This is a genomic window from Novosphingobium sp. BL-S-20 (assembly GCF_055521635.1).
The window spans coordinates 152,250-175,703 of sequence record NZ_CM145494.1 but is presented as its reverse complement, the minus strand read 5'-3'; the positions used below and the strand labels follow the sequence as shown (position 1 = coordinate 175,703).

At 66.0% G+C, this 23,454-nt stretch carries 20 protein-coding genes and 1 tRNA gene; 16 read left to right on the top strand and 5 right to left on the bottom strand.

The annotated features are described in order from the left end of the window. Nucleotides 1–53: 53 nt before the first annotated feature. From ACZ1II_RS08520 to ACZ1II_RS08510, 3 genes are all read right to left on the bottom strand, one after another. Nucleotides 54–1,193: a phytase gene (locus tag ACZ1II_RS08520; protein ID WP_465146034.1), complete on the bottom strand. Its 1,140-nt coding sequence runs from the start codon at nt 1,191–1,193 to the stop codon at nt 54–56. Beyond that, nucleotides 1,193–3,964, bottom strand: a complete 2,772-nt coding sequence (locus tag ACZ1II_RS08515; protein WP_465146033.1) for a TonB-dependent receptor — start codon at nt 3,962–3,964, stop codon at nt 1,193–1,195. The genes ACZ1II_RS08520 and ACZ1II_RS08515 overlap by 1 nt, the downstream gene beginning before the upstream one ends. Before the next feature lie 199 nt (nt 3,965–4,163). Beyond that, nucleotides 4,164–4,238: transfer RNA gene (locus ACZ1II_RS08510), tRNA-Thr, on the bottom strand. Nucleotides 4,239–4,297: 59 nt separating this feature from the next. On the opposite strand from ACZ1II_RS08510, the gene ACZ1II_RS08505 reads away from it, so the two are divergent. From ACZ1II_RS08505 to ACZ1II_RS08465, 9 genes are all read left to right on the top strand, one after another. Continuing rightward, nucleotides 4,298–4,588 carry a hypothetical protein gene (locus ACZ1II_RS08505; protein ID WP_465146032.1) on the top strand — a complete coding sequence of 97 codons (291 nt, stop codon included), beginning with the start codon at nt 4,298–4,300 and terminating at the stop codon, nt 4,586–4,588. Between the two features lie 77 nt (nt 4,589–4,665). After that, nucleotides 4,666–5,352, top strand: coding sequence for a 2,3-diphosphoglycerate-dependent phosphoglycerate mutase (gene gpmA / locus ACZ1II_RS08500; protein ID WP_465146031.1), 687 nt, complete (start codon nt 4,666–4,668; stop codon nt 5,350–5,352). Nucleotide 5,353: 1 nt separating this feature from the next. Further along, on the top strand, nt 5,354–5,842 hold the full coding sequence (purE, locus tag ACZ1II_RS08495) for a 5-(carboxyamino)imidazole ribonucleotide mutase (RefSeq protein WP_465146030.1): 489 nt from the start codon (nt 5,354–5,356) through the stop codon (nt 5,840–5,842). Between the two features lie 142 nt (nt 5,843–5,984). Further along, the gene (locus tag ACZ1II_RS08490) at nt 5,985–7,049 is read left to right on the top strand and encodes a 5-(carboxyamino)imidazole ribonucleotide synthase (RefSeq protein ID WP_465146029.1); all 1,065 of its coding nucleotides are present in this window, start codon (nt 5,985–5,987) and stop codon (nt 7,047–7,049) included. 7 nt (nt 7,050–7,056) lie between these two features. Then, the gene (locus ACZ1II_RS08485; protein WP_465146028.1) at nt 7,057–7,542 is read left to right on the top strand and encodes a dihydrofolate reductase; all 486 of its coding nucleotides are present in this window, start codon (nt 7,057–7,059) and stop codon (nt 7,540–7,542) included. Nucleotides 7,543–7,554: 12 nt separating this feature from the next. After that, nucleotides 7,555–8,487 (top strand): bifunctional riboflavin kinase/FAD synthetase, encoded by a 933-nt coding sequence (locus tag ACZ1II_RS08480; RefSeq protein WP_465146027.1) that lies wholly within the window; start codon nt 7,555–7,557, stop codon nt 8,485–8,487. A gap of 248 nt (nt 8,488–8,735) precedes the next feature. Next, nucleotides 8,736–11,840 (top strand): isoleucine--tRNA ligase, encoded by a 3,105-nt coding sequence (locus ACZ1II_RS08475; protein WP_465146026.1) that lies wholly within the window; start codon nt 8,736–8,738, stop codon nt 11,838–11,840. After that, nucleotides 11,837–12,370: a signal peptidase II gene (lspA, locus tag ACZ1II_RS08470; protein WP_465146025.1), complete on the top strand. Its 534-nt coding sequence runs from the start codon at nt 11,837–11,839 to the stop codon at nt 12,368–12,370. Before ACZ1II_RS08475 ends, lspA begins: the two co-directional genes overlap by 4 nt. Before the next feature lie 4 nt (nt 12,371–12,374). Continuing rightward, nucleotides 12,375–12,791 carry a DUF3035 domain-containing protein gene (locus tag ACZ1II_RS08465; RefSeq protein ID WP_465146024.1) on the top strand — a complete coding sequence of 139 codons (417 nt, stop codon included), beginning with the start codon at nt 12,375–12,377 and terminating at the stop codon, nt 12,789–12,791. A 71-nt stretch (nt 12,792–12,862) separates the two neighbouring features. Here ACZ1II_RS08465 and ACZ1II_RS08460 read toward each other — a convergent pair whose 3' ends face one another. Next, on the bottom strand, nt 12,863–14,032 hold the full coding sequence (locus tag ACZ1II_RS08460; RefSeq protein WP_465147265.1) for a serine hydrolase domain-containing protein: 1,170 nt from the start codon (nt 14,030–14,032) through the stop codon (nt 12,863–12,865). 32 nt (nt 14,033–14,064) lie between these two features. On the opposite strand from ACZ1II_RS08460, the gene ACZ1II_RS08455 reads away from it, so the two are divergent. Then, a complete protein-coding gene (locus ACZ1II_RS08455; protein ID WP_465146023.1) occupies nt 14,065–14,490 on the top strand; it encodes a hypothetical protein in 426 nt (141 codons plus the stop codon). A gap of 9 nt (nt 14,491–14,499) precedes the next feature. Here the strand turns inward: ACZ1II_RS08455 and mnmA are convergent, their stop codons facing one another. After that, nucleotides 14,500–15,672 (bottom strand): tRNA 2-thiouridine(34) synthase MnmA, encoded by a 1,173-nt coding sequence (gene mnmA / locus ACZ1II_RS08450; protein WP_465146022.1) that lies wholly within the window; start codon nt 15,670–15,672, stop codon nt 14,500–14,502. Nucleotides 15,673–15,845: 173 nt separating this feature from the next. Between mnmA and ACZ1II_RS08445 the strand changes: the two genes are divergently transcribed. The 6 genes from ACZ1II_RS08445 (at nt 15,846) to ACZ1II_RS08420 (ending at nt 23,419) form a co-directional block, all read left to right on the top strand. Next, nucleotides 15,846–16,178 (top strand): hypothetical protein, encoded by a 333-nt coding sequence (locus ACZ1II_RS08445; RefSeq protein ID WP_465146021.1) that lies wholly within the window; start codon nt 15,846–15,848, stop codon nt 16,176–16,178. 2 nt (nt 16,179–16,180) lie between these two features. After that, a complete protein-coding gene (gene sciP, locus ACZ1II_RS08440; RefSeq protein ID WP_465147264.1) occupies nt 16,181–16,480 on the top strand; it encodes a CtrA inhibitor SciP in 300 nt (99 codons plus the stop codon). Between the two features lie 359 nt (nt 16,481–16,839). Further along, on the top strand, nt 16,840–18,096 hold the full coding sequence (locus ACZ1II_RS08435) for an efflux RND transporter periplasmic adaptor subunit (protein WP_465146020.1): 1,257 nt from the start codon (nt 16,840–16,842) through the stop codon (nt 18,094–18,096). A 14-nt stretch (nt 18,097–18,110) separates the two neighbouring features. Next, nucleotides 18,111–21,551: an efflux RND transporter permease subunit gene (locus ACZ1II_RS08430; RefSeq protein ID WP_465146019.1), complete on the top strand. Its 3,441-nt coding sequence runs from the start codon at nt 18,111–18,113 to the stop codon at nt 21,549–21,551. A gap of 99 nt (nt 21,552–21,650) precedes the next feature. Further along, nucleotides 21,651–22,871, top strand: a complete 1,221-nt coding sequence (locus tag ACZ1II_RS08425) for a DUF445 domain-containing protein (RefSeq protein ID WP_465146018.1) — start codon at nt 21,651–21,653, stop codon at nt 22,869–22,871. Continuing rightward, nucleotides 22,868–23,419 carry a GNAT family N-acetyltransferase gene (locus ACZ1II_RS08420; protein ID WP_465146017.1) on the top strand — a complete coding sequence of 184 codons (552 nt, stop codon included), beginning with the start codon at nt 22,868–22,870 and terminating at the stop codon, nt 23,417–23,419. The genes ACZ1II_RS08425 and ACZ1II_RS08420 overlap by 4 nt, the downstream gene beginning before the upstream one ends. Nucleotides 23,420–23,454 lie beyond the last annotated feature (35 nt).

Below are 23,454 nucleotides of genomic sequence, written 5' to 3'. Positions count from 1 at the left end.
CCCGCCCTGATACTCCAGCGGAGCAAGGTTTCTCAAGCCGGGCCATAGGTCGCTCACTCGATTCCGAGCGCGCTGCGGATCGCCCGCCAGGACAGCATCTTGAAGTTCTGCGCCTTGGGGGCATTGTTACCGTCCTGCGCGACCATCAGGCCCTCGGGAAACTGCGGGCCGAAATCGCCGAGCATCACCTCGATGCCGTCGGTATCGCTGGTGCCGCCGATCGGGCCGCCGTCGATACGGAAACGGCCCGCAGGCTTGCCGGAGGACAGATCGAACAGCGCATAGGCATTGTCGCCCTGGCTGGACGCGACCAGCCAGGCGCGTCCGCCGCTCTCGCGTGCCACGGCCAGTCCCTCGACATCCGCCACGAGACCATCCTCGGCGCCGACGCGAGCGAAAGGCTCGGCCACCAGAGCCGCGCCTGCGAGCGGGACTTTCCAGATGCCCACGTCTTCCTCGGCCACGAACAGGACCTTGCCCGCATCGTCGACCACGCAGCCTTCGGACTGGGTGGCGAACTTCACCAGCCGGACATAGTCCGCCGCGATCCGCCCGTCCTTTTCGACCAGACGGCTTTCCGCCACCGAGCCGTCCTTGAGCACGACATAGGCCCGCGCCAGTTCGCCGCGCGCCAGGGCATTGCCCATGCAGAAGCCATAAGCCTCTGCCGGGGCATGGCCTGCGGGGAGGAACGTCTCGGCGCCGAGTGCGGCGAGCTTGCCGCTCGCACCATCCAGCGCGAAGAGCGCGATGCGCGGCTCGGCCCGGTCGGTGCGGTCGCTGGCGCCGACGAGGATGCGCGCCGAACCGTCGGCCATGCGCACTTCGCGCAAGTCCACATTGTTGAGCGCGCCTGCCGGAGCGAAATCGCGCACCTTGCCGTCGAGGCCGTAGACGTAGAGTCCCGCCTTCTTGTCGGTGCCCAGAATCAGACTGGCGGCCGGATTTGCGGCATTGCGCCAGATCGCCGGGTCGTCGGCAGCATCGACATTGGCGGTGCCGACCGGATCGGTCTCCGCCTGGGCAGGAACATCGGTGGCAGGCAGGCGTACCGCCGCAGGCGCGCCGCCGGTCGTCGCGCAACCTTCAAGCGAGAGGCCCGCAAGCAGAAGGGCCGGGAGCAATGCTCCCGACCCCTGCTTCACGATGCCCGCCAGACCATTGTCCTGGCGTTTCGTGAAAGTGCCCTTCATCAGAAGGAAACCCGCGCGCCGAACTTCACGGTCGAGCCGTATTCCTCGTACTGGAGCGCACGCTTGACGCCGCCGAGGTTCTGGTAGGCGAAGTACTTGGCATTGTTGACGTTCACCCAATCCGCGAAGAGGCGGATGTTGTCGGTCAGCTTGTACTTCGCCGAAAGGTCCAGCTGGAAGTGCTGGTTGACGGTACGGTCGGTCTCGAAATCGTCGCCCACTTCGTCGAGATACTTGTCGCGGAACGTACCGGCGGCACGCAGGCTGATCGGGCCCTTTTCATAGCCGAGCACGACGTTGAAGGTGTTCTTCGAGGCGTTCGGCAGCGAAATGCGACGGTCGCCGGCCACGGTTCCGCGAGCGTAAGTGTACGTATAGTTGATCTGCGTCAGCAGCCCGTCGAACGGCGAAGGCAGCATCGTGAAGACCTGGCTGAAGCTGGCTTCCAGACCGGCAATCTCGGCGGTGTCGCCGTTCACCGGGATGGTGATCTCTTCGTAGGCGATGCCGTTGTAGACGCCGCTTTCCTTCGAGTTGTAGCTGTAGGTATAGTCCTTGATCGACTTGTAGAAGCCGCCGACCGAGAACGCGCCGTTGTTCGAGAAGTAGTAGTCGAACCCGGCATCGAAGTTCCAGGCCTGGTAGGGCTTCAGTTCGGGGTTGCCGACTTCCAGTTCGAGATCGTCGTTGATCGTGTTGCGCGGGGCGAGCAGCGAGAGCTTGGGACGCACGATCGTCTTGTAGCCGGCCAGACGGGCGACCAGATTCTGCTGCGGGCTATAGCGCAGGGTCAGGCTAGGCAGCCAGTTGGTGTAGTTGCGCTTGTAGTTCAGCGGATCGATGGCGATCGTGTCGTCGCCGTTGTCGGTGACAAGGCTGCCGTTGAGTTCGTTGTGGGTGCGTTCCACGCGAACGCCGCCGATCACGCGCAGGGTCGAGCTGTCCCAGCGGGCCATCGCATAACCGGCCAGGATGTCCTCACGCACCGAATAGTCGCTGACCGCCGAGTTCAGGGCGCTCTCGTAATCGTTGACGACGAAGGAGTCGGGGTTGGACAGCAGGTAGTCGGCCGGGCCGCCCTTGCTGGCGACCGGTCCCATATCGAGCAGACGGTAGGTCTGCTTGCCCAGCACGTCGGCCAGCGTGTAGTCCGGCGCGTCGTCGGCGAGTTCGTAATAGGTCATGTTGAAGTCGTAGGACTTCTTGCGCCAGCGCGCCTTGGCGCCTGCCTGGACCGTGAAGTCGCCGTTGTCGCTCGCAAAGGTGCGGGCGAGATCGGCCTTGATCGCCCATTCCTCGTCCTGGCTGTCGGACAGGGTGGTCAGTTCGGTCTTGTTGAATTCATATTCGCCCGGATCGTTGAACGAGTCCACGCCTTCGGTAACCGAGTAAGTCGGATAGTAGGTCTTGCTGTTGTCCACCGCGACGACCGTCCCGGCACGGAAACGCGCGCGGAAGCGGGTCGGGTCGATCGAGAAGTTCTCCCGTTCGGACGACTTGGCGTAGCTGCCCTGCCAGTTGAACTTGAGCGTGCCGGTATCGGTCTCGCTGCCGATGGCGACCGAGCGGATACGCTGGCGTTCGAAGCGATCCTTGAGATCGCGCTCGACGGTGATGCGCTCATCGGCGCCGTCGAACGTCACCTGATTGCCCGAGACCGAGGATGGCGCGTCGAAGTCGCCGAAGTCGAGCGTGGTGCGGCGGCGATACTCGTGATCGTCGAACTGCGCCCAGTTGCCACGGACATAGGCCTTGGTCGTGTCCGAAGCGCGCCAGTCGGCCGAAAGCGCCGCGTTGATGCGGGTGCGCTCGACGTCATAGTCGCGGTATTCGACCGATTCAGCCCAGGCATTGCCGTCGTCATCGACGTTCCAGCCGCCGGTCTCGACGTTGTCGGTCTCGAACTTGCGCTTGTAGTAGCTGACCGAACCGGCGATGCCGAAATCGTCACCCAGCTTCTGGGTGAAGTCGAAGGCGCCCTTCGGCGTGACTTTGCCCGAATAGTCGTTCCAGCTGCCCTCGGCGCTGAGCGAATAGCGGTTCTTCTTCGAATCGAAGGCGCTGGTGGTCTTGATCTCGACCGAGGCGCCGATGAAGTCGCCGTCCATGTCGGGGGTGAAGGACTTCTTCACTTCGACCGATTCGATGGTGTCGGAGGAAACCACGTCGAGCGCGACCGAGCGGGCATCCGATTCCGGCGCGGGCATGCGCACACCGTTGAGCGAAGTGCCGTTAAGATCGGGATCGAGGCCGCGAACCGAAACGTAGCGCCCCTCGCCCTGGTCGTTGAGGATATTCACGCCCGGCAGGCGGCGCAGCGATTCGGCGACGTTCTGGTCGGGGAACTGGCCCACGGCGTCGCGCGTCAGCACCGAGACGACGCCGTCGGCGGCCTTCTGGCGCGAAAGGGCACTGGTGAGGTTGGCGGTCTGGCCGGTGACGAGGATGTCGCCGCCGCCGATCGCCGGAAGGTCGAAGTTGCCCGCGGTACGGCCGGTCGCCGGAACGGTGAGGTTCTGCGTTGTCACTTCGGCGCCGACATAGCGCGCTTCCAGGGTGTAGGTTCCGGCGGGCACATCGCCGAACACATAGTTGCCGCCGCGATCGGTTTCGGCGGCGCGGTTCAGCTCGACGATGCGGACCGAGGCCGCCTGGAGCGGACGCACGCCCGATGCGTCATGGACGCTGCCCGCGACTTCGCCTGCATGGGCGATCGTGGCGAACGATGCCGAGGCGAGCAGACCGGCTGCGATCCGGAGCGAGGTTTTCATTTGGTGGAAGCCCTGTTTTGCGACGAATTGCGGCGCGTCTAGGCAGGGTTCATGACAGTTACGTGCCAATGGAATGGCACTTTCGTGACAGCGCTGCGGTGCAGCAAAAAAGTCACAGTTGCCCATGTTGGTCCGGGCGATTTCACGTGGAACATCCGCAGCTTGCCTGCGGGATCACCAAATCTCGATGTAAGGAGAATGGTGCTGCTGGGGAGGATTGAACTCCCGACCTCGTCATTACCAATGACGCGCTCTACCACTGAGCTACAGCAGCGCCTGAGTTTCCGTGTCCGGAAAGCGCTTGTCCCGGCGACCCGGGGCAGGGGCGCGCTAATGTCCGTGACCGCGAAGATTGTCAAGCGCCTCTTGCGCATTCTTTTTCAGAAAGCCATTCCGAGGGCCTTCAAAGGCCCCGCGAAAGACGCCCGAACCATGACGCAACCCCAGCAATCCCGCGAGGAAAGGCTCGCTGCGAAGCTCCGCGAAAATCTTCGCCGCCGCAAGGCCCAGGCCCGCGCCTTCGAGGCGGAAGGCGATGGCACTACTCTGCCCCTCGAATCAGGGCACGAAAACGAAAGCGAAAACGAATCAGGCGGTCTTTCCAAACCGCCATCGGAAAGCTAGGGGCTGCGCCAGACATAGAGTCAGTCTGCCAACGGGCGTTTCCCGAGGGGATCGCCGCTGAGACCTGGGAGTACGCCTTGCCTCGCCTGATCCTCGTCCGCCACGGCCAGAGCCAATGGAATCTCGAAAACCGCTTCACCGGCTGGTGGGATGTAAACCTCACCGAAAAGGGTGAGGAAGAAGCCCGCGCCGCGGGTACTCTCCTGAAGGAAAAGGGCATCGCGCCCACCGTCGCCTTCACCTCGCTCCAGACCCGCGCGATCCGCACCCTGCACCTCGCGCTGGAAGCCGCCGATCTCGCGTGGATCCCCGAGACCAAGGACTGGCGCCTGAACGAGCGTCACTACGGCGGCCTCACCGGCCTCAACAAGGCCGAGACCGCCGCGAAGCACGGCGACGAGCAGGTCAAGATCTGGCGCCGCAGCTTCGACACCCCGCCGCCGGTCCTCGAAATCGGCAGCGAGTTCGATCTCTCCACCGACCCGCGCTATGCCGGGATCGCCGTGCCGCAGACCGAAAGCCTCAAGGACACCATCGCCCGCGTCCTGCCTTACTACGAAGGCTCGATCGTGCCGCACCTCAAGGCCGGTGCCGACGTGCTGATCTCCGCCCACGGCAACAGCCTGCGCGCGCTGGTGAAGCACCTCTCCGGCATTTCCGACGACGAGATCACCGGCCTCGAAATCCCGACCGGCCAACCGATCGTCTACGAACTGGCAGACGATCTCGCGGTGCTCGACCGCTACTATCTCTCGGAGCGTTGAGATGAGCGGGGTGGGGACTCCTGTAGCCATCGTCATGGGCAGCCAGTCCGACTGGCCGACCATGCAGCGCGCAGCGGACATGCTGGACAAGCTGGGCGTCGCCTATGACGCCCGCATCGTCTCGGCGCACCGCACGCCGGAACGTCTGGTCGATTTCGCCAAGGGCGCGGACGGCGAAGGCTTCAAGGTGGTGATCGCCGGAGCCGGGGGCGCCGCCCACCTGCCCGGCATGATCGCTTCGATGACGCATCTTCCCGTGCTCGGCGTGCCGGTGCAATCGAAGGCGCTGTCGGGGCAGGACAGCCTGCTCTCGATCGTGCAGATGCCCGCCGGAATTCCGGTCGGCACCCTGGCGATCGGCGAGGCAGGCGCGGCCAATGCGGGCCTGCTCGCCGCCGCGATCCTCGCTACCTCAGATCCGGCGCTGGCCGAACGGCTCAAGACCTTCCGCGCGGACCAGACGGCCAGCGTGGCGGAAAAGCCAGTCTGATCGTTTCGGCCCGGCTGCTTTGCCAGATCGGGCATGATGCTTCGACAGGCTCAGCATGAGCGGGTAACGGTGTTATCCGCATCGAATTGAAGTCCGCTCGCCCTGAGCTTGTCGAAGGGCCTGCACGCAACGAGTTCCAAAGATGATCCCTCCCGGCGAAACCATCGGCATTCTCGGCGGCGGCCAGCTCGGCCGGATGATCGCGATGGCTGCGGCCCAGCTCGGCTACCGCAGCCACATCTACGCCCCCGAGGCCGATTCGATCGCCGCGGAAGTCAGCGCCGAGTTCACGTGCGCTTCATGGGACAATGCCGAAGCCATGGCCCGCTTCGCGGCAGGCTGCGCGGTCGTCACGTACGAGTTCGAGAACGTGCCGGTCGGCCCGCTCGCCGCGCTCGGTGACGTGCCGCTGCTCGCCCACGCCCGCGCGCTCGAAACCGCGCAGGACCGGCTGAACGAGAAGCGCTTCGTCACCGACCTCGGCGGCACCCCTGCCCCCTTCGCGCCGGTCGATTCCGCCGAAGACCTTGCCAGAGCCATCGCCGGGATCGGCGCCCCCGGCATCCTCAAGACCCGCCGCGACGGCTACGACGGCAAGGGCCAGTGGCGGATCATGACGCCCGCCGACGCGGAAGGCCTCGACCTTCCCGCCCAGCCGCTGATCTACGAGGGCTTCGTCACTTTCTTCGCTGAGTTCTCGGTGATCCTGTGCCGCGGCGCGGACGGCGACATCCGCTACTTCGATTCGGCCCACAACGTGCACGAGAGCGGCATTCTCGCACTCAGCACCGTGCCCGCGCCGCAGCGCCTGCTCGAACAGGTCCCCGCCGCGCGCGAACTCGCCGCCAAGGTGGCCGAGGCGCTCGACTATGTCGGCGTGCTGACGCTGGAATTCTTCGCCACCGAGAACGGCCCCGTCTTCAACGAGATGGCGCCGCGCGTGCACAATTCCGGGCACTGGACCATCGAGGGTGCCGTCACCAGCCAGTTCGAGAACCACGTCCGCGCGATCTGCGGGCTGCCGCTCGGCGATACCGGCCTTGCCGCCGATGCCGTCGAGATGCGCAACCTGATCGGCGACGAGGCGGACGACTGGGCGGCGATCCTCGGCGATCCGGCCAACCACCTGCACCTCTACGGCAAGGGCGCCGCGCGTCCGGGCCGCAAGATGGGCCATGTCACCCGCCTGACCTTCCAGCGGGACTGATCCGGACTTGGCGCAGGACCTCTTCCTTATCTATGCCCGCGCCGCCAACGGCGTGATCGGCCGCGACGGCGCCCTGCCCTGGCGCCTGCCCGCCGACCTCCGGCGCTTCAAGGCCATGACCCTCGGCAAGCCGATGATCATGGGCCGCAAGACGTTCGACAGCTTCCCCTCCCCGCTGCCCGGCCGCCGCCACATTGTGCTCACCCGCGACACGGCATGGCAGGCCGAAGGCGCGGAAGTGGCCCATTCGGTGGACGAGGCGCTCGCGTTGGCAGGCGACGGCGAAGTGGCGGTGATCGGCGGCGCGGAGATCTACGCACTGTTCCGCAGCATCGCCCATCGCATCGAACTGACCGAGATTCACGCCGACTACCCCGGCGACACCGAGATGCCCGCAACCGGCCCCGAATGGCGCGAAACCGCGCGCGAGGAACATCCGGCAAACGGTGACTATCCCGCACACGCTTTCGTCACGCTGATCCGGGACCTATAGGCCTCAATCGACATGATTCGTCTCGACAACCGCGAAGCCCTTCCCGAATCCATGCGCGGCGCCGTGCTGGCGCTCGGCAATTTCGACGGGTTCCATCAGGGCCACCAGGCCGTGGTCGGCGAAGCGATTCGCTGGGCGCGCGAACTGGGCCGCCCGGCGATCGTCGCGACTTTCGATCCGCACCCCGTCCGCCTGTTCAAGCCCGACGCGCCCGCCTTCCGCCTGACCACGCTGGACCAGCGGCAGGACCTGTTCGAGGCCGCCGGGGCCGATGCCATGCTGGTGCTCCACTTCGACCGCGCCATGGCCTCGATGGAAGCGGCCGACTGGATCGAGCAAGTGCTGGGCCGTCAGCTCGGCTGCGCGGGGGTCGTCACCGGCGAGGACTTCACGTTCGGCAAGGGACGCGGCGGCAATCCGCAAGTCCTGCGCGAGGTCGGCGCGCGCTTCGGGCTGATCGGTCGCACCGTCGGCCCGGTGCACGACGACAAGGGCGTGATCTCCTCCAGCCGCATCCGCGACGCGCTGAAGCTGGGCGAGTGCGAGACCGCCGCCCGCCTGCTCACCCGCCCTTTCGCGGCGCGCGGGGTGGTGCAGCACGGCGGCAAACTGGGCCGCACCATCGGCTTCCCCACCGCCAATATCAACATGAACAACTACTTGCGCCCGCGCTACGGCATCTACGCCGTGACCGGCCGCATGCCGGACGGGCGCATCCTGCCCGGCGCCGCCAACATGGGCGTGCGCCCGACCTTCGAGCCGCCGATCGAGCTGCTGGAACCTTATTTCTTCGACTTCTCCGGCGATCTCTACGATCAGGAGATCGAGGTGGCGTTCCACCATTTCCTGCGCCCCGAGGCGAAGTTCGATTCGCTCGACGCCCTCGTCGCGCAAATGGCGCGTGACTGCGACCGCGCGCGCGAACTGCTTTCGCACATCGGCTGAACGCCCGCTCGCCACAAACCCGCTAGCCCAACACACAACGTCATCCTGAACTCGTTTAGCTGCGCTGGCCTCCGGCTCAGGATCCATCGCGCAACACCGACCGGACTGTGCGTGCTGGGAAATGGACCCTGAAACAAGTTCAGGGTGACGAGTGAGGTGCGGAGAGGTTCTTCGCCATCGAAACCCGCGCGCCGCAATGCCTGCGAACCCTTCCAACAGCCGCGCATTTGCTCTAGTGCGCAGCGCATATGACCGAACAGCGCGATTATCGATCGACCGTCTTCCTGCCGAAGACCGATTTCCCCATGAAGGCCGGACTCCCCCAGAAGGAGCCGGGTATTCTTGCGCGCTGGCAGGAACAGGACATTTACGCCAAGACCCGCGAAGCCCGCGCGGGCCGCGAGAAGTTCGTGCTGCATGACGGCCCGCCTTACGCGAACGGCGACATGCACATCGGCCATGCGCTGAACCATATCCTCAAGGACATGGTCGTGCGCACCCAGACCCTGCTGGGCAAGAACGCACCCTACGTCCCCGGCTGGGACTGCCACGGCTTGCCCATAGAGTGGAAGGTCGAGGAAGAGTACCGCAAGAAGAAGAAGAACAAGGACGAGGTTCCCGCCGAGGAATTCCGCGCCGAATGCCGCGCCTATGCCCAGAACTGGGTGAACGTGCAGCGCGAGCAGCTCAAGCGCCTTGGCGTAAACGGTGATTGGGACAAGCCCTACCTCACCATGGACTTCCAGGCCGAAGCCACCATCGTCACCGAACTGCTGAAGTTCGCCGAGCACGACATGCTCTATCGCGGCGCCAAGCCGGTCATGTGGAGCCCGGTCGAAAAGACGGCGCTGGCCGAGGCTGAGGTCGAGTACGAGGATATCGTCTCGACCCAGATCGACGTGGCTTTCGAGATCACCGAATCTGCAATCCCGGAACTGGTCGGCGCTTATGCGGTGATCTGGACAACGACGCCGTGGACGATCCCGACCAACCAGGCGCTCGCTTATGGCCCGGAGGTTGAGTACTGGCTGGTCGTTGCCGACGTCTACAACGAAGGCACTGGCTCGACAGAATTCGAGATGCCCGCTTGGGCTGGTAAATCCTTCATCGTTGCTCGCGAATTGCTGCCCCAGTTCCGTGCCCGCCTTCAGGCCGAAGTAAGCCGGATGCCGGAATCGAACGGCTTCGTGGCAGCCGTCGAACTCTCGAAAATGAACGCGGCTGATTCCGTGTACGGTATCGATGTCATCGACGAACGTACCGTCAACGGCGATTTCCTTCCGCGCGAGTTTGGCAGCGATCGCAAGACGACTGTATATAAAGGCTCCGAACTCGCTGGAGCCCTCGCCCGCCACCCGATGCACGCGCTGGGCGGCTTCTTCGCCGAGCCGCGTCCGCTGCTCGCGGGCGATTTCGTCACCACTGAGAGCGGCACCGGCCTCGTCCATATGGCGCCCGACCATGGCGAGGACGACTTCCTGCTTTGCAAGGCCAACGGCATCGGCCCCAAGTTCGTGGTCGAAGCCGATGGCAAGTATCGTGAGGACTGGGGCTGGCTCGGCGGCCAGGGTTCGGTCATCAATCCCAAGTTCAACGCGCCGGACGGCCCGATCTGTTCGGACCTGCGTGAAGCGGGCGCGCTGCTGGCGGCTTCGGCCGACTACAAGCACTCCTACCCGCATTCGTGGCGTTCCAAGGCCAAGGTGATCTTCCGCTGCACCCCGCAGTGGTTCGTGCCGATGGACAAGGTGCTCGGCCACCTGCCCTCCAAGACCCGCGCCGAGCGCCGCTGGGAAGGCGAAGGCGGCGCCATCGATCCGCAGGACGAGACCGCCGAAGCCTCGCCGACGCTGCGCGAAGCCGCGCTCGACGCCATCGCCGAGACGCGCTTCGTCCCCGAAAAGGGCCGCAACCGCATCGGCGCCATGGTCGAAGGCCGCCCGGACTGGGTGCTTTCGCGCCAGCGCGCCTGGGGCGTGCCGATCACGCTGTTCGTCGATCGCAAGAGCGGCGAATACCTCGTCGATGCCGAAGTAAACGCCCGCATCATCGCCGCCATCCGCGAGATCGGCGTCGATGCCTGGTCGGATGCCCGCGCGCAGGAATACCTCGGCACCAAGTACAGCTCCGATGACTACGAGCGCGTCGTCGACATTCTCGACGTCTGGTTCGATTCCGGCTCGACCCACGCTTTCGTGCTCGAATCCGGGCGCTGGCCCGAACTGGTGCCCGCCGAGGATCACATCGGCCCCACCGCCGACCTCTACCTCGAAGGCAGCGACCAGCATCGCGGCTGGTTCCAGTCCTCGCTGCTCGAGAGCTGCGCCACGCGCGGCCATGCGCCGTACAAGGCGGTGCTGACCCACGGCTTCACCATGGATGCCAAGGGCTTCAAGATGTCGAAGTCGCTCGGCAACACCATCAGCCCGATCAAGGTGATGGAGACCAACGGCGCCGATATCATCCGCCTCTGGGCGCTTTCGGTGGACTATACTGAAGACCACCGCATCGGCGACGAGATCCTGAAGGGCGTGGCCGACCAGTACCGCAAGCTGCGCAACACCATGCGCTACCTGCTGGGCGCGCTGGACGGGTTCTCGGACGACGAGAAGCTGCCGGTTTCGGAGATGCCCGAGTTGGAGCGCTACGTGCTCTCGCTGCTCGCAGGCGTCGATGCCACGCTGCGCAAGGCCGTCGCGGACTTCGACTTCAACACTTACGTCCGTACCCTGCTGGATTTCTGCAACGAAGACCTCTCGGCCTTCTTCTTCGATATCCGCAAGGACTGCCTCTACTGCGACGCAGCCATGGATCCGAAGCGCCGCGCCTATCGCACCGTGCTGGACACGCTGTTCCACGCGCTGGTCCGCTATGCCGCGCCGGTCACCGTCTTCACCGCCGAGGAAGTCTGGCAGAGCCGCTTCCCCGGCAGCGAGAGCGTGCACCTGCTCGAATGGCCGGAAGTACAAATCGTTCGCGAAGCTGGCGAAAATCCCGATCTGGACGGTAAATTTGGTCTGGAACGAAAGTGGGATCGCCTTCGCAATGTTCGCGCCGCCGTCATGGAACGGATCGAGCCGATGCGGCGTGAGAAGATCGTCGGCTCTGGACTTCAGGCAGCGGTGTCCCTCGGTGCGGACCTGCTCCCTACGGGAGATTTCTCCGAAGTAGATCTGGCCGAACTGTTCATCACCGCGACAGTGACGCGTGGGCAGGGAGACGACGTGACTGTCACCCCCTCCACCGACCACAAGTGCGGCCGCTGCTGGCGCCACCTTCCGGAAGTCTCGGAAGACGGCGACCTCTGCGACCGCTGTGACGATGTGGTCGGCGCGCTGGAGGAACAGGCGTGAGTGTCTGGCGGAAACGCCTGATCGGGTTCCTGATCGCCGCGGTCGTCTTCATGATCGACCAGGGCTTCAAGGCCTGGGTCGTCACCGGCCTCAAGCTGCGCGACGTCGGCGTGATCGAGATCGCCCCGTTCTTCAACTTGCGCTGGACCAAGAACCTCGGCGTCTCGCTCGGCCTGTTCACGGCGGATTCGCCGGAGGGCCGCTGGGCGCTGGTGGCAATGACCGGCCTGATCGCGCTCTTCGTCCTCATCTGGATGCTGCGCGAGCGCAAGCTGGGCGAGATTGCTGCCCTCGCCATGGTGCTAGGCGGCGCGCTCGGCAACATCCGCGACCGTTTCACCATGGGTTTCGTGATCGACTATGCCGATCTTCATTTCGGCGAATGGCGTCCGTTCCTCATTTTCAACATCGCCGACGTCGCCATCACGGTCGGCGTCCTGATTATCCTTGCCCGCTCCCTGCTTTCGCGCGACAAGCCCGAAACCAATGGCGGACATGACACGGCGCCTGACGCCGCCCCGGAGATTTGAGTTGATGCCCATGAAGAAGACCGGAGCCCTGATTCTCGTGGCCGCGGGCGCGGCGCTGGTGTCCGGCTGCGGAAGCACCGGCCTGCTGAACCACGCCGGCCCCGACGAGTTCGCCGTGCAGCGCCAGTCGCCGCTGGTGGTACCGCCCGATTTCACGCTCGCCCCGCCGAAGCAGGGCCAGCCTCGCCCTGCCGACGATTCGGTGCAGCAGCAGGCCCTCGATGCCCTGTTCGGCGGCCCGCAGGCCCGCAGCGACATCGAGAAGTCGACCCTCAGCATGGCCGGCCCCGCCGATCCAGCGATCCGCTCGACCGTCGGCGATCCCGGCACTTACACGGTCGCCAAGGGTCAGGTGACCCGCGCGATCCTCGCCGCCCCCGAAGGCGACGGCCGCGACGCGCAGACCACGATCGAGGGCTGATTCTCACTTCGATCGACGTGAAAAAAGGGCCGGAGCAGCGAATGCCGCTCCGGCCCTTTTTCGTATCTCTTTCAGATTCCGCCGGGGAACATCGCCAGCAGCTTGCCGAGCCGGTCGTGGACCAGCCGTTCCTGCTGCGGATCGCTTTCGCCAAGGCGCACCACCGTCAGCAGCTGGTCGGGCGAACCGATCACGTACTGGCCATACTCACCCACGCAGGCGAAAACATTGGCGGGCGCCATGCCGGGGAACAGCACTTCCTCGCCCCCTGCCCCGCTTTTCGCCTTGCTCCGGTTGAGCCAGACCCCGGCCCCGTAACCCGGATTGCGCGGCGAGGATTCGAGCATGAACTGCACCCAGCGACGCGGCAGGATCTGCGCGCCCTGGATCGAGCCGGTGTGGCGCAGGAACTCGCCCAGCTTCGCCCAGTCGCGCGCCGAGGCATGGACTGCCGCCGAACCGATCATCGTGCCCGCGCGGTCATAGCCCGCCGTGGCCGAATCCATGCCGATCGGCGCGAAAACGCGGGTGCGCAGGTAATCGCCTACGGCCTTGCGGCGGCGATCCGGGTTGCGGTCGGGCGACAGCACCCGCGCCGCCAGATCGGAGAGAATCACCGAAGTAGCCGCGCTCTCGACGAAGCGAGCGCCTGCCGGGGCCTCCAGCGGCTGCGCCTCGGCATAAGCGGCCATGTCGTCGCGCCCATCGAGATAGAGCATCCGCATGCGGTCGGACTGCCCGGCAGGCCCGCCAGTTGCGGATGCGCCCGATTCGGAATGGCGCAGGCCCGAGCGCATCTGGAGCAGTTGCTTGAGCGTAATCTCGCCGCGCGGGTCGCCGGGGCGCTGCCAGTCGGGAATCGGTGCCGATTCGTTCAGCCGCAACCGCCCGTCGCTGATGAGCTGGCCGACCATCAGCGCGGTGACGCATTCGCCCATGCCCCAGCCCTCAAGCCGGGTCTCCGGCTTGATTCCCGCGCCGTAGCGCTCGGCGATCACCGACCCGCGCTTCATGATGACAAGGGCCTGGGTGCGGCCCAGATCCTCGGCGAAAAGCCCGTCGATAGCGCGGCCCAGCGCCGCGCGCGAGGCGCCGCCGTCGTCCTTGATCGCCGCCTGCGACTCCGCGCTGGGCGGCGGCGGTCCCTGCTGCGCGTCCTGTCCACAGCCTGCGAGCGCCGTCAGCGCCAGGGCTGGCAGGACAGAAAGGGCGAGGATAAGGGGAGGACGGCGCACCGGCATGACGCGCGGTGTGATGTGCGAGGCGCGTGAATATGGCAACAGCCACGACATACAGGACCGGGGACAGCGGCCCCGAGATGGATGGGAGTCCTGATGGAAACGGGCACGACCTGAACAGCCGCCAGCCCTCGCGCTGGCTGCGCAATGCGATTCTGCTCGCCCTGCTGGCACTGGCGCTACTGCTCGGCTTTTCCTGGAAAGGCCTGCGCGAGGAGGCGCTGGTCAGCACCTCCTACGGCGCGCGGGCCGCCTGCGCCTGCCGCTTCATCTCACAGCAGGACCTTGGCAGTTGCAAGGGCCAGATCGCGGTTGCCGGTCTCGGCCGCACCGGATCGCTGATCTGGCTCTCCGAGGATGCGGAGGCCCGCACAGTCAAGGCCAGCGTGCCCCTGCTCGCCAGCCAGACCGCCACGTTCGCGCCGGATCGCGGCTGCCAGCTCGAACCCTGGACGAACTGAGCGGGAAACTCAGTCCAGCGGAATCGCGGGTTCGGTGCCCTCGATCCAGCCGCCGCCGACCACCCGGTCGCCCGCGTAGATCACCGCCGCCTGTCCGGGCGCGACGCCATATTCGGGATTCGCGAAACGGATCGTCACTTCCGCGCCGTTGCCGAAATCGCCTTCGAGCGTGATCGGCACCGGCTTCGCCAGCGAGCGGACCTTGGCGGTGAGCGGCGCATCGGGAAGCGGACCGATCCGGTTGGTCTCGGTGACGATGGCGGCAGCCACGCCCAGCAGACTGCGCGGGCCGACCATCACGCGGCGCCCCGGCGCATCGATGCGCACGACGTAGAGCGGCTCAGGCTGCCCGCCGATTTCGAGGCCTCGCCGCTGGCCCACGGTATAGTGGATGATGCCGCGGTGGGTGCCCAGCACTTCGCCGGTCAGGGCATGGACGATCTCGCCCGGCGCCTCGCCCTCGGGGCGAACCGCGCGCACGATCTTGGCATAGTCGCCATCGGGCACGAAGCAGATGTCCTGGCTGTCGGGCTTGTCGGCGACGCGCAGTCCAGCGGCTTCGGCAAGGCGGCGGGTCTCGCTCTTCGGCAGGCCGCCGAGCGGGAAGCGCAGGAAGTCGAGCTGCGCCTCGGTGGTGCCGTAGAGGAAGTAGCTCTGGTCGCGCGCGGGATCGAAGGCGCGGTGGAGTTCGGAACCGGCAGGCCCCTCGACGCGGCGCACATAGTGACCGGTGGCGAGGCAGTCCGCGCCGAGATCGCGCGCCATCGTCAGCAGGTCGGTGAACTTCGGCCCCATGTTGCAGCGAATGCAGGGGATCGGCGTGCGGCCCGCCATGTAGTCGTCAGCGAAGCGCTCGACGACTTCCTCGCGGAAGGCGCTCTCGTGATCGAAGACGTAGTGGGCGATACCCAGGCGGTCTGCCACGGCACGGGCATCGCGGATGTCGTCGCCCGCGCAGCAGGCGCCCTTGCGGCCTGTCGCGGCGCCATAGTCGTAGAGCTGGAGCGTGACGCCGATCGTCTCGGCGCCGGTCGCGGCGGCCAGCGCGGCGACGACCGAGCTGTCGACGCCGCCGGACATGGCAACGACGATACGGCGCGCCGATAGCGGCGCAGGCAGTTGGAACAGCGTGGCGGGGTCGAGGCCGGCCACCAGTCCTTCAAGATCGGAAAGGGCGGTCATGCGCGCCCCATACAGGCGAATGCTCCGGATTCCTACCTTTCACCACATCGCGGCAACAGGACCAGCGTCTCGACGCGTTAAGGGGGATAGCCGGGATGCCGTTAACAAATGTTAACAAAAGGTAAATTCGGCCTTTACTCTCCCTTGACCAAGCGCCGTTACAAACGGTCCGCATGAACATCGCTCATGATCATGAAACCTGCAAAGCGGGACATGCGTCGGGTCGCACCGGCGAGGAGTTCATACCGGCCCTCTCCGCGATGGACTGGTTTTCCTTGCGTTCCCGGCTCTTTGCCGCGCACGATCTGCGCGCGGCTTTCGACGATACTTCCGCTTCGGCAAGACTTCACCGCTTCGGCAGTTTTGCAGGTTCGGCGGCATATGTGATTCATACGTATGCCCCAGTCTCAATACCTGTTAACCCAAATGCTTCAGGCAATCGCAAGCCAGCGCAGGCCAATGTCCTGTCCGTCGCCGGCAATCCCAGCACCGGCGTACGAGGGTGATGATGATCGAAAACCAGAAAATCCGTCCTGCCCAGGTAATCGGGCCGCTCGGCGAACCGTTGACGCTTGATTCGCTGCCCCCGGCGAACACCACGCGCTGGGTCGTGCGCCGCAAGGCAGAAGTCGTGGCGGCCGTAAACGGTGGGCTGCTGTCGATCGACGAAGTCTGCGATCGCTACCAGCTGACGCTGGAGGAATTCGCATCCTGGCAGCGCGCCGTGGACCGTTCGGGCATGCAGGGCCTGCGCGTCACGCGCATCCAGCATTACCGCGACCTCTACGAGCGCCAGCAGAAGTATTGAGCACACTGCCTATTCCGTCCGCAAGGACTGACAAGCGGCGGCGAACCTCGGGTTCGTCGCCGCTTTTCGTATATCCTCCCGCTATTCTCGCAAGATAGCCTTGAGCCGAGCGACGGATACTGTCCTCGACGCTGGTCGATCACGGTCGGCGCCAGAACGACTGCTGATTGCCACCCGTCCGTCGCAGGTATATGTCCTTTCGCAGGAAATTGGCCGTTGCAGCGGTGCGGATCGATGCGTCCGCGCTCCAGCGGCAGATCGTGCCTTCCCGCCACCCGGAGCGACCGAGAGGATCGCGAAATCCGGTTCCCGGGCCAGGCATCGGGGATTGGGGGCAATCGCATTTTTGCGGTGACACGATGAATTACGACAGCAGGATCGACGTGACGGAGAACGAGGGTTTGGCGGCCAGCGGTGCAACCTTGGGCAATGCAACCATGGGAAGTTCGTCCTTGGGCGCGGATCAGGGCGGCAATCCGCTCGATGACGCCGATGAGCAGGGCGGCGGATCACGTCGCTGGTGGCTGATAGCCATCGTCGCCGCGATCGTGCTGGCCACCGGCATCTGGTTCGCCGTGCGCGGCGGCGGAGAAGCCAAGCCGGCCGGTGCCACCGACATCCAGATGCCCGCCGTCACCGTCGTCGTGCCCGGCCGTGCCTCGGTCGAGGGTGCGATCACCGCCACCGGCTCGCTGGCGGCGCGTCGCCCGATGCCGGTCGGCTCGGTCGGCGAAGGCGGCCAGGTGCGCGCCGTGCTCGTCGAGCCGGGCGACTGGGTCTCGCAGGGCCAGGTCCTCGCGGTGATCGACCGTTCGGTCCAGTCGCAGCAGCAGGCCGGCCAGTCGGCGCAGATCGCCGTGGCCCAGGCCGACGCCCGCCTTGCCCAGGCCAATCTCGACCGCGCGCTCAAGCTGGTCGATCGCGGCTTCATCTCCGCCGCCGATGTCGACCGCCTGACCGCCACGCGCGATTCCGCCGTTGCCCAGGTCAAGGTCGCGCGCGCCACGCTGGGCCAGCTTCAGGCCCAGACCGCCCGCCTCAACATCGTCGCCCCGGCCGCCGGCCTCGTGCTCGAACGCAATGTCGAGCTTGGCCAGGTGGTCGGTGGCGGCAGTTCCGTGCTGTTCCGCCTCGCCAAGGGCGGCGAGATGGAACTGCTCGCCCAGCTCAGCGAGGACGACCTCGCCCGCCTGCACGTCGGCGTGGAAGCGAAAGTGACGCCCACCGGCGGCAACGAGAGCTTCACCGGCCAGGTCTGGCAGGTCGCCCCGGTGATCGACGCCACCAACCGCCAGGGCATTGCCCGCATCGCGCTTGCCTACAACGACGCGCTGCGTCCCGGCGGCTTCGCCAGCGCGGTGATCAACAGCGGCCAGACGGTGGCCCCGGTCCTGCCGGAATCGGCGATCCAGAACGACGACAAGGGTTCGTTCGTCTATGTCGTCGACGCCAAGGACGTCGTCCATCGCCGCGCGGTGCAGACCGGGCTGGTCACGGCACGCGGCATCACCGTGAAGTCGGGCCTCGACGGCAGCGAAAAGGTCGTCCTGCGCGCAGGCGGGTTCCTCAACGACGGCGACAAGGTCAAGCCCCGGCTGACCAAAGCGGCCGACTGAGCGGATAGAACCCGATGAGCCTCCGCAACATCTCGGCCTGGTCGATCCGCAATCCGATCATCCCGATCGTCTTCTTCATCGGCGTGATGATCGCCGGCGTGGTCTCGTTCATGCGCATGGACGTGAACAACATGCCGGACGTCGAATTCCCCGGCGTTCACGTCATGATCTCGCAGCCGGGCGCCGCCCCGACCGAGATCGAGACGCAGATCACCCAGATCGTCGAAGGTGCCGTGCGCTCGGTGCCCGGCATCGAGGAAATCCAGTCGACAGCCTCCGAAGGCACCTCGACCACGCTGGTGTTCTTCTCGGTCGGCACCAATCCCGATGTCGCCACCAACCAGGTCAAGAACGCAGTCGACCAGATTCGCGGCCAGCTGCCCGACGGCATCCTGGAACCGATGGTCACCAAGATCGAGGCCAACGGCGACAATCTGGCCTATTACGCGGTCAGCGCCGACGACATGACGATGGAGCAGCTCAGCTGGTTCGTCGACGACACGATTTCCAAGACCCTGCTCTCGATCCAGGGCCTCGCCTCGGTGGAGCGCAACGGCGGCGTCGACCGCGAGATTCGCGTCGTCGTCGATCCCGAGCGCCTGATCGCGCTCGGCCTCACCGCCAACGACATCAACGCCGTGCTGCGCCAGGTGAACACCGACGCGGCCGGTGGCCAGGCGGAAATCGCCGGATCGCGCCAGTCCGTGCGCGTGCTCGGCAATGCCCAGGACGCCTACCATCTCTCGCAGACGCGCATCAACGTCGGCGGCGGACGGCAGGTCAAGCTCTCGGACATCGCCAAAGTCTACGACGGCTATTCCGAACAGACCCGCATCGCCAAGCTGCGCGGCCGCGAGGTCGTGACCTTCGGCTTCACCCGCGCGCTCGGGGCTTCCGACGTCGCGGTCTACGACGGCGCCGAAAAGGCGCTGGAGAAGATCCGCAAGGATAACCCGAACATCCACATCACCCGCCTGTTCTCCGACGTGGACTACACCAAGGGGCAGTATACCAGTTCGATGGAAGCGCTGGTCGAAGGTGCGGTGCTGGCCATCGTCATCGTCTACCTGTTCCTGCGCGACTGGCGCGCGACGATGATCTCCGCCCTCGCCATCCCGCTTTCGGCGATCCCGACCTTCTGGTTCATGGACCTGCTCGGCTTCACGCTGAACTTCCTCTCGCTGCTGGCGCTCAGCCTGGTGGCGGGTGTGCTGGTCGATGACGCCATCGTCGAGATCGAGAACATCGTGCGCCACATGCGCATGGGCAAATCGGCCTATCAGGCCTCGATCGACGCGGCGGACGAGATCGGCCTCGCGGTCGTCGCCACGACCTTCTCGATCGTCGCGGTGTTCCTGCCGGTGGGCATGATGCCGGGCATTCCGGGTCAGTTCTTCAAGGCCTTCGGCCTGACCGTCGTCGCGGCCGTGCTGATGAGCCTTGCCGTTGCGCGCCTGATCACGCCGATGGTCGCCGCCTACTTCCTGAAAGCCCACGGCCATGCCGAGCATGGCGGCGGCAAGGCCATGGACTTCTACATGAAGATCCTGGCCTGGACGCTCGATTCCAGCGAGGCGCACCGGCTCAAGGCCCGCCTCGTCAAGGCGCCTGCACGCTGGTGGTATTACCTCGTCGCGATCGTGGCGGTCCTCGGCATCCTCGGCGCAGGTCTCACCGCCGCCTCGTTCCTGTTCATGGGCTCCAAGGCCCTGCTGGCCAAGATCGGTCTAGACCGGGCGGCGCTGGTGCTGGCGGCGGTCGTCGCCCCGCTTGCGATCCCCGCAGTCGTCTTCGCGCTGGGCAAGGTGCTGAAGCTGCTGCTGGGCGCCATGGGCCACTTCGGCGACTGGTATCGCTACTTCTCCGACCGCGTCGCGGCGCGGATGCGCGACCACCGCTTCTATGCGTTCTGCGCGGGCATCTATGCCCTGGTGCTGACGTTCGCCCTGCTCGCCGGCCTGCCCTCGCAGTTCCAGCCGAACACCAACAACGATACCAGCACCGTCAATATCGAAATGGTGCCCGGCACCACGATCGAGCAGACCGCCGCCGTGGCCGACAAGGTGACGCGCCTGCTGGAAGCCCAGCCCGAAGTGCGCCATATCCTGGCCGCCTCGCGCGAGGGCAAGGGATCGCTCTACATCGCCCTCAAGCCCGCCGACGAGCGCAAGGCGACGAGCATCGAGTTCGAGCGGCGCCTGGCCCCGCAGCTTCAGGACATCTCCGATGCCCGCGTGACTTTCGCCACCCAGTCGGGCGGCTTCGGCAGCGGCCGCGACATTTCGGTCATGCTCTCAGGCAGCGATTCCGAACTGCTCAAGAAGACTGCCCAGACGCTGGCCGACCAGATGCGCACGATTCCGGGCGTCGTCGCCCCGCGCATCGCCGCCGACCTCCAGCGCCCCGAACTGGTCGTGGTGCCGCGCCTCGACCTCGCCGCCCAGCTCGGCGTGACGACCGCCGCGCTCAGCCAGACGATCCGCATCGCCACCCTGGGCGAGATCGACCAGAACGCCGCCAAGTTCTCGCTCAGCGACCGCCAGGTGCCGATCCGCGTGATCCTCGCCCGTGCCTCGCGCCGGGACTACTCGACGATCGAGAACCTGCCGGTGACGACTGCCAGCGGCGGCTCGGTGCCGCTCAAGCGCGTCGCCGAAATCCGCTTCGGAGCGGGACCGACCCAGATCCAGCGCTACAACCAGTCGCGCCGCATCTTCGTCGGCGCCGACCTCGGCACCGGGCAGATCAAGGGCCCGATCATGGAGCAGATCCAGAACCTGCCGATCATGAAGAGCCTGCCGACCGGCGTGTCCAACGCCCCCGTCGGCGAGGACAAGTGGCAGGCGGAGATGGTCAACAGCTTCGTCGTCGCGGTGATCAGCGGCATTTTCCTGGTCTTCGCGGTGCTGGTGCTGCTCTACCGCCGCTTCGTCTCGCCGCTGGTCAACATGGCCTCGCTGCTGCTGGCGCCGCTGGGCGGACTGCTGGCGCTGGTGATCGTCGGCCAGCCGATCTCGATGCCGGTCTATATCGGCATCCTGATGCTGCTGGGCATCGTCGCCAAGAACTCGATCCTGCTGATAGACTTCGCCATCGAGGAGATGGAAAAGGGCGTCGACAAGCTCACCGCAATCATGGACGCCGGGCACAAGCGCGCGCAGCCGATCATCATGACCACGGTCGCGATGACGGCGGGCATGGTGCCGACCGCGATCTCGCTCTCGGGCGACGCCGCCTGGCGCGCGCCGATGGGCATCACCGTGATCGGCGGCCTGCTGCTCTCGACCGCGCTGACCCTGGTGATTGTCCCGGCTGCCTTCAGCCTCGCGGATGGTTTCGAGAAGCGCCTCGGCCCGTGGCTGCGCCGCAAGCTGTTGACCTATGAACCGCATCACGCCCATGGTCACAGCGAGCATGGCCCGGCTGCCGTGCCGCAGCCGATCGCAGCCGAATAATCCTCGGGAGGAACATTGCCGGCCTTCAAGCGTAGCATCCCCGTGGTACGGCAAGACTTTTTCCGGTCCGGCCCGGTCGTGAGCGATCGGGCCAGACGCATGCGGATCTTCGCGACCGGGCTGCTGCTGTTCATGGCGGCAGCCTTCGTCGTCCTCCGCCGGGTCTCGGTGCTCCATCCCGAATGGAGCGGCCCGCTGGGCTACGCCATCGCCTTCACCGAAGCGGCCATGGTCGGCGGCCTTGCCGACTGGTTCGCGGTGACCGCGCTGTTCCGCCACCCGCTCGGCCTGCCGATCCCGCACACCGCGATCATCCCCGACAACAAGGACCGCATCGCCGATTCGATGGCGACCTTCCTGCGGGACAATTTCCTCACCCCCCAGGTCGTCGCCCGCCGCTTGCGGGGATTCAACCTCGCCGCCGCCGCCGGGGGCTTCCTGGCCAACCCCGCGCGCGAGGAACAGTCGCGCATCCGCGCGGGCGCTGCGAACCTGCTGGGCGACGTGCTGGAATCGCTCGATCCCGAACAGATGGGCGGCATGGTCAAGACCGGCCTGCGCCGCCAGATCGAGAAAGTCGAGGCCGCTCCCCTGCTCGGCCAGATGCTCTCCAACGCCATCGCCGACCGCCGCCACCTGCCGCTGCTGGAAAGCGTGCTGCGCAAGATCGGCGAGGCGATCGAGGCCAACGAGACGCTGATCCGCGACATGATCCACCAGCGCGCCAACTCGATCATGCGCTGGACCGGCCTCGACGAACGACTCGCCAATGGCGTGCTCGACGGCGCCTATCGCCTGCTCGCCGAAGTGATCGTCCAGCCGGACCACCCCTTGCGCGCCCGGATCGACGAAGCCCTCACCCGCCTCGCAGACGACCTGCGCAACCGTCCCGAGACCCAGACCAAGGTCGAGCGGATCAAGACCGAACTGCTCGAAAACCCCGCCGTCGGCGCCTGGCTCGACAGCACCTGGGAGCGCACCCGCAGCGCCCTGCTCAAGGCCGTGCGCAATCCCGACAAGGCGCTCTCCGGCGCGCTGGGCGAAAGCCTCGCGCAATTGGGGCTGGCGCTCGGTGAAGACCCCCGCCTACAGTACATGGTCAATCGCTTCGCGCGGCGCACGCTGGTCGGCGTCGTCTCGCGCTATGGGGGGGAAATCGTGAGGCTGGTGTCGGAAACCGTGAAGCGCTGGGACGCGCGCACCGTGACGGATCGCATCGAGGGCGCGGTCGGCCGCGACCTCCAGTTCATCCGCATCAACGGCACCCTGGTCGGCGGCCTGTTCGGCGTCTGCATCCACGTCGTGGACCGGTTCCTGTGAGCGTAGCGACGCTGGAAGGCCCGGTCCTCGTCACCGAGCGCTTCGAACTGTGGAAGCCGCGGGCGAGCGACCTGGACGGCATGATCCGCCTGCTCGCCGACGAGGAGACCCGCCGCTTCCTCGGGAACGCCAGCTCGGAAGCGAAACCCGTCTACGAACGCCTCGAACGCAATGCCGGGTGCTGGGCCTTGCGCGGCTACGGCACCTTCCCGGTGCGCCTGCGCGGCGGGAGCGAGATCGTCGCCAACTGCGGCGTGTTCCACTCCTGGCGCGGCTTCGGCAAAGGCATGGACGACGTGGCCGAAGCGGGCTGGATCGTCCGTCAGGACCACTGGGGCCAGGGCCTTGCCAAGGAAGTCATGCGGGCTGCGCTGGAATGGTTCGATCATGTCCACGGCCAACGCCGCATCGCCTGCATGATCGACAGCGGCAACCTAGCCTCGGAACGGGTAGCATTGGCGCTGGGCTTCGTCCGCTATGGCAGCCACGACCTTGGCGAAGTCGACAATCCGGCAATCGTAAACCTGTTCGAACGCGGCGCGACCTGACGCCTGCCAAATATCGATAGCCCCCATTTCCAGCC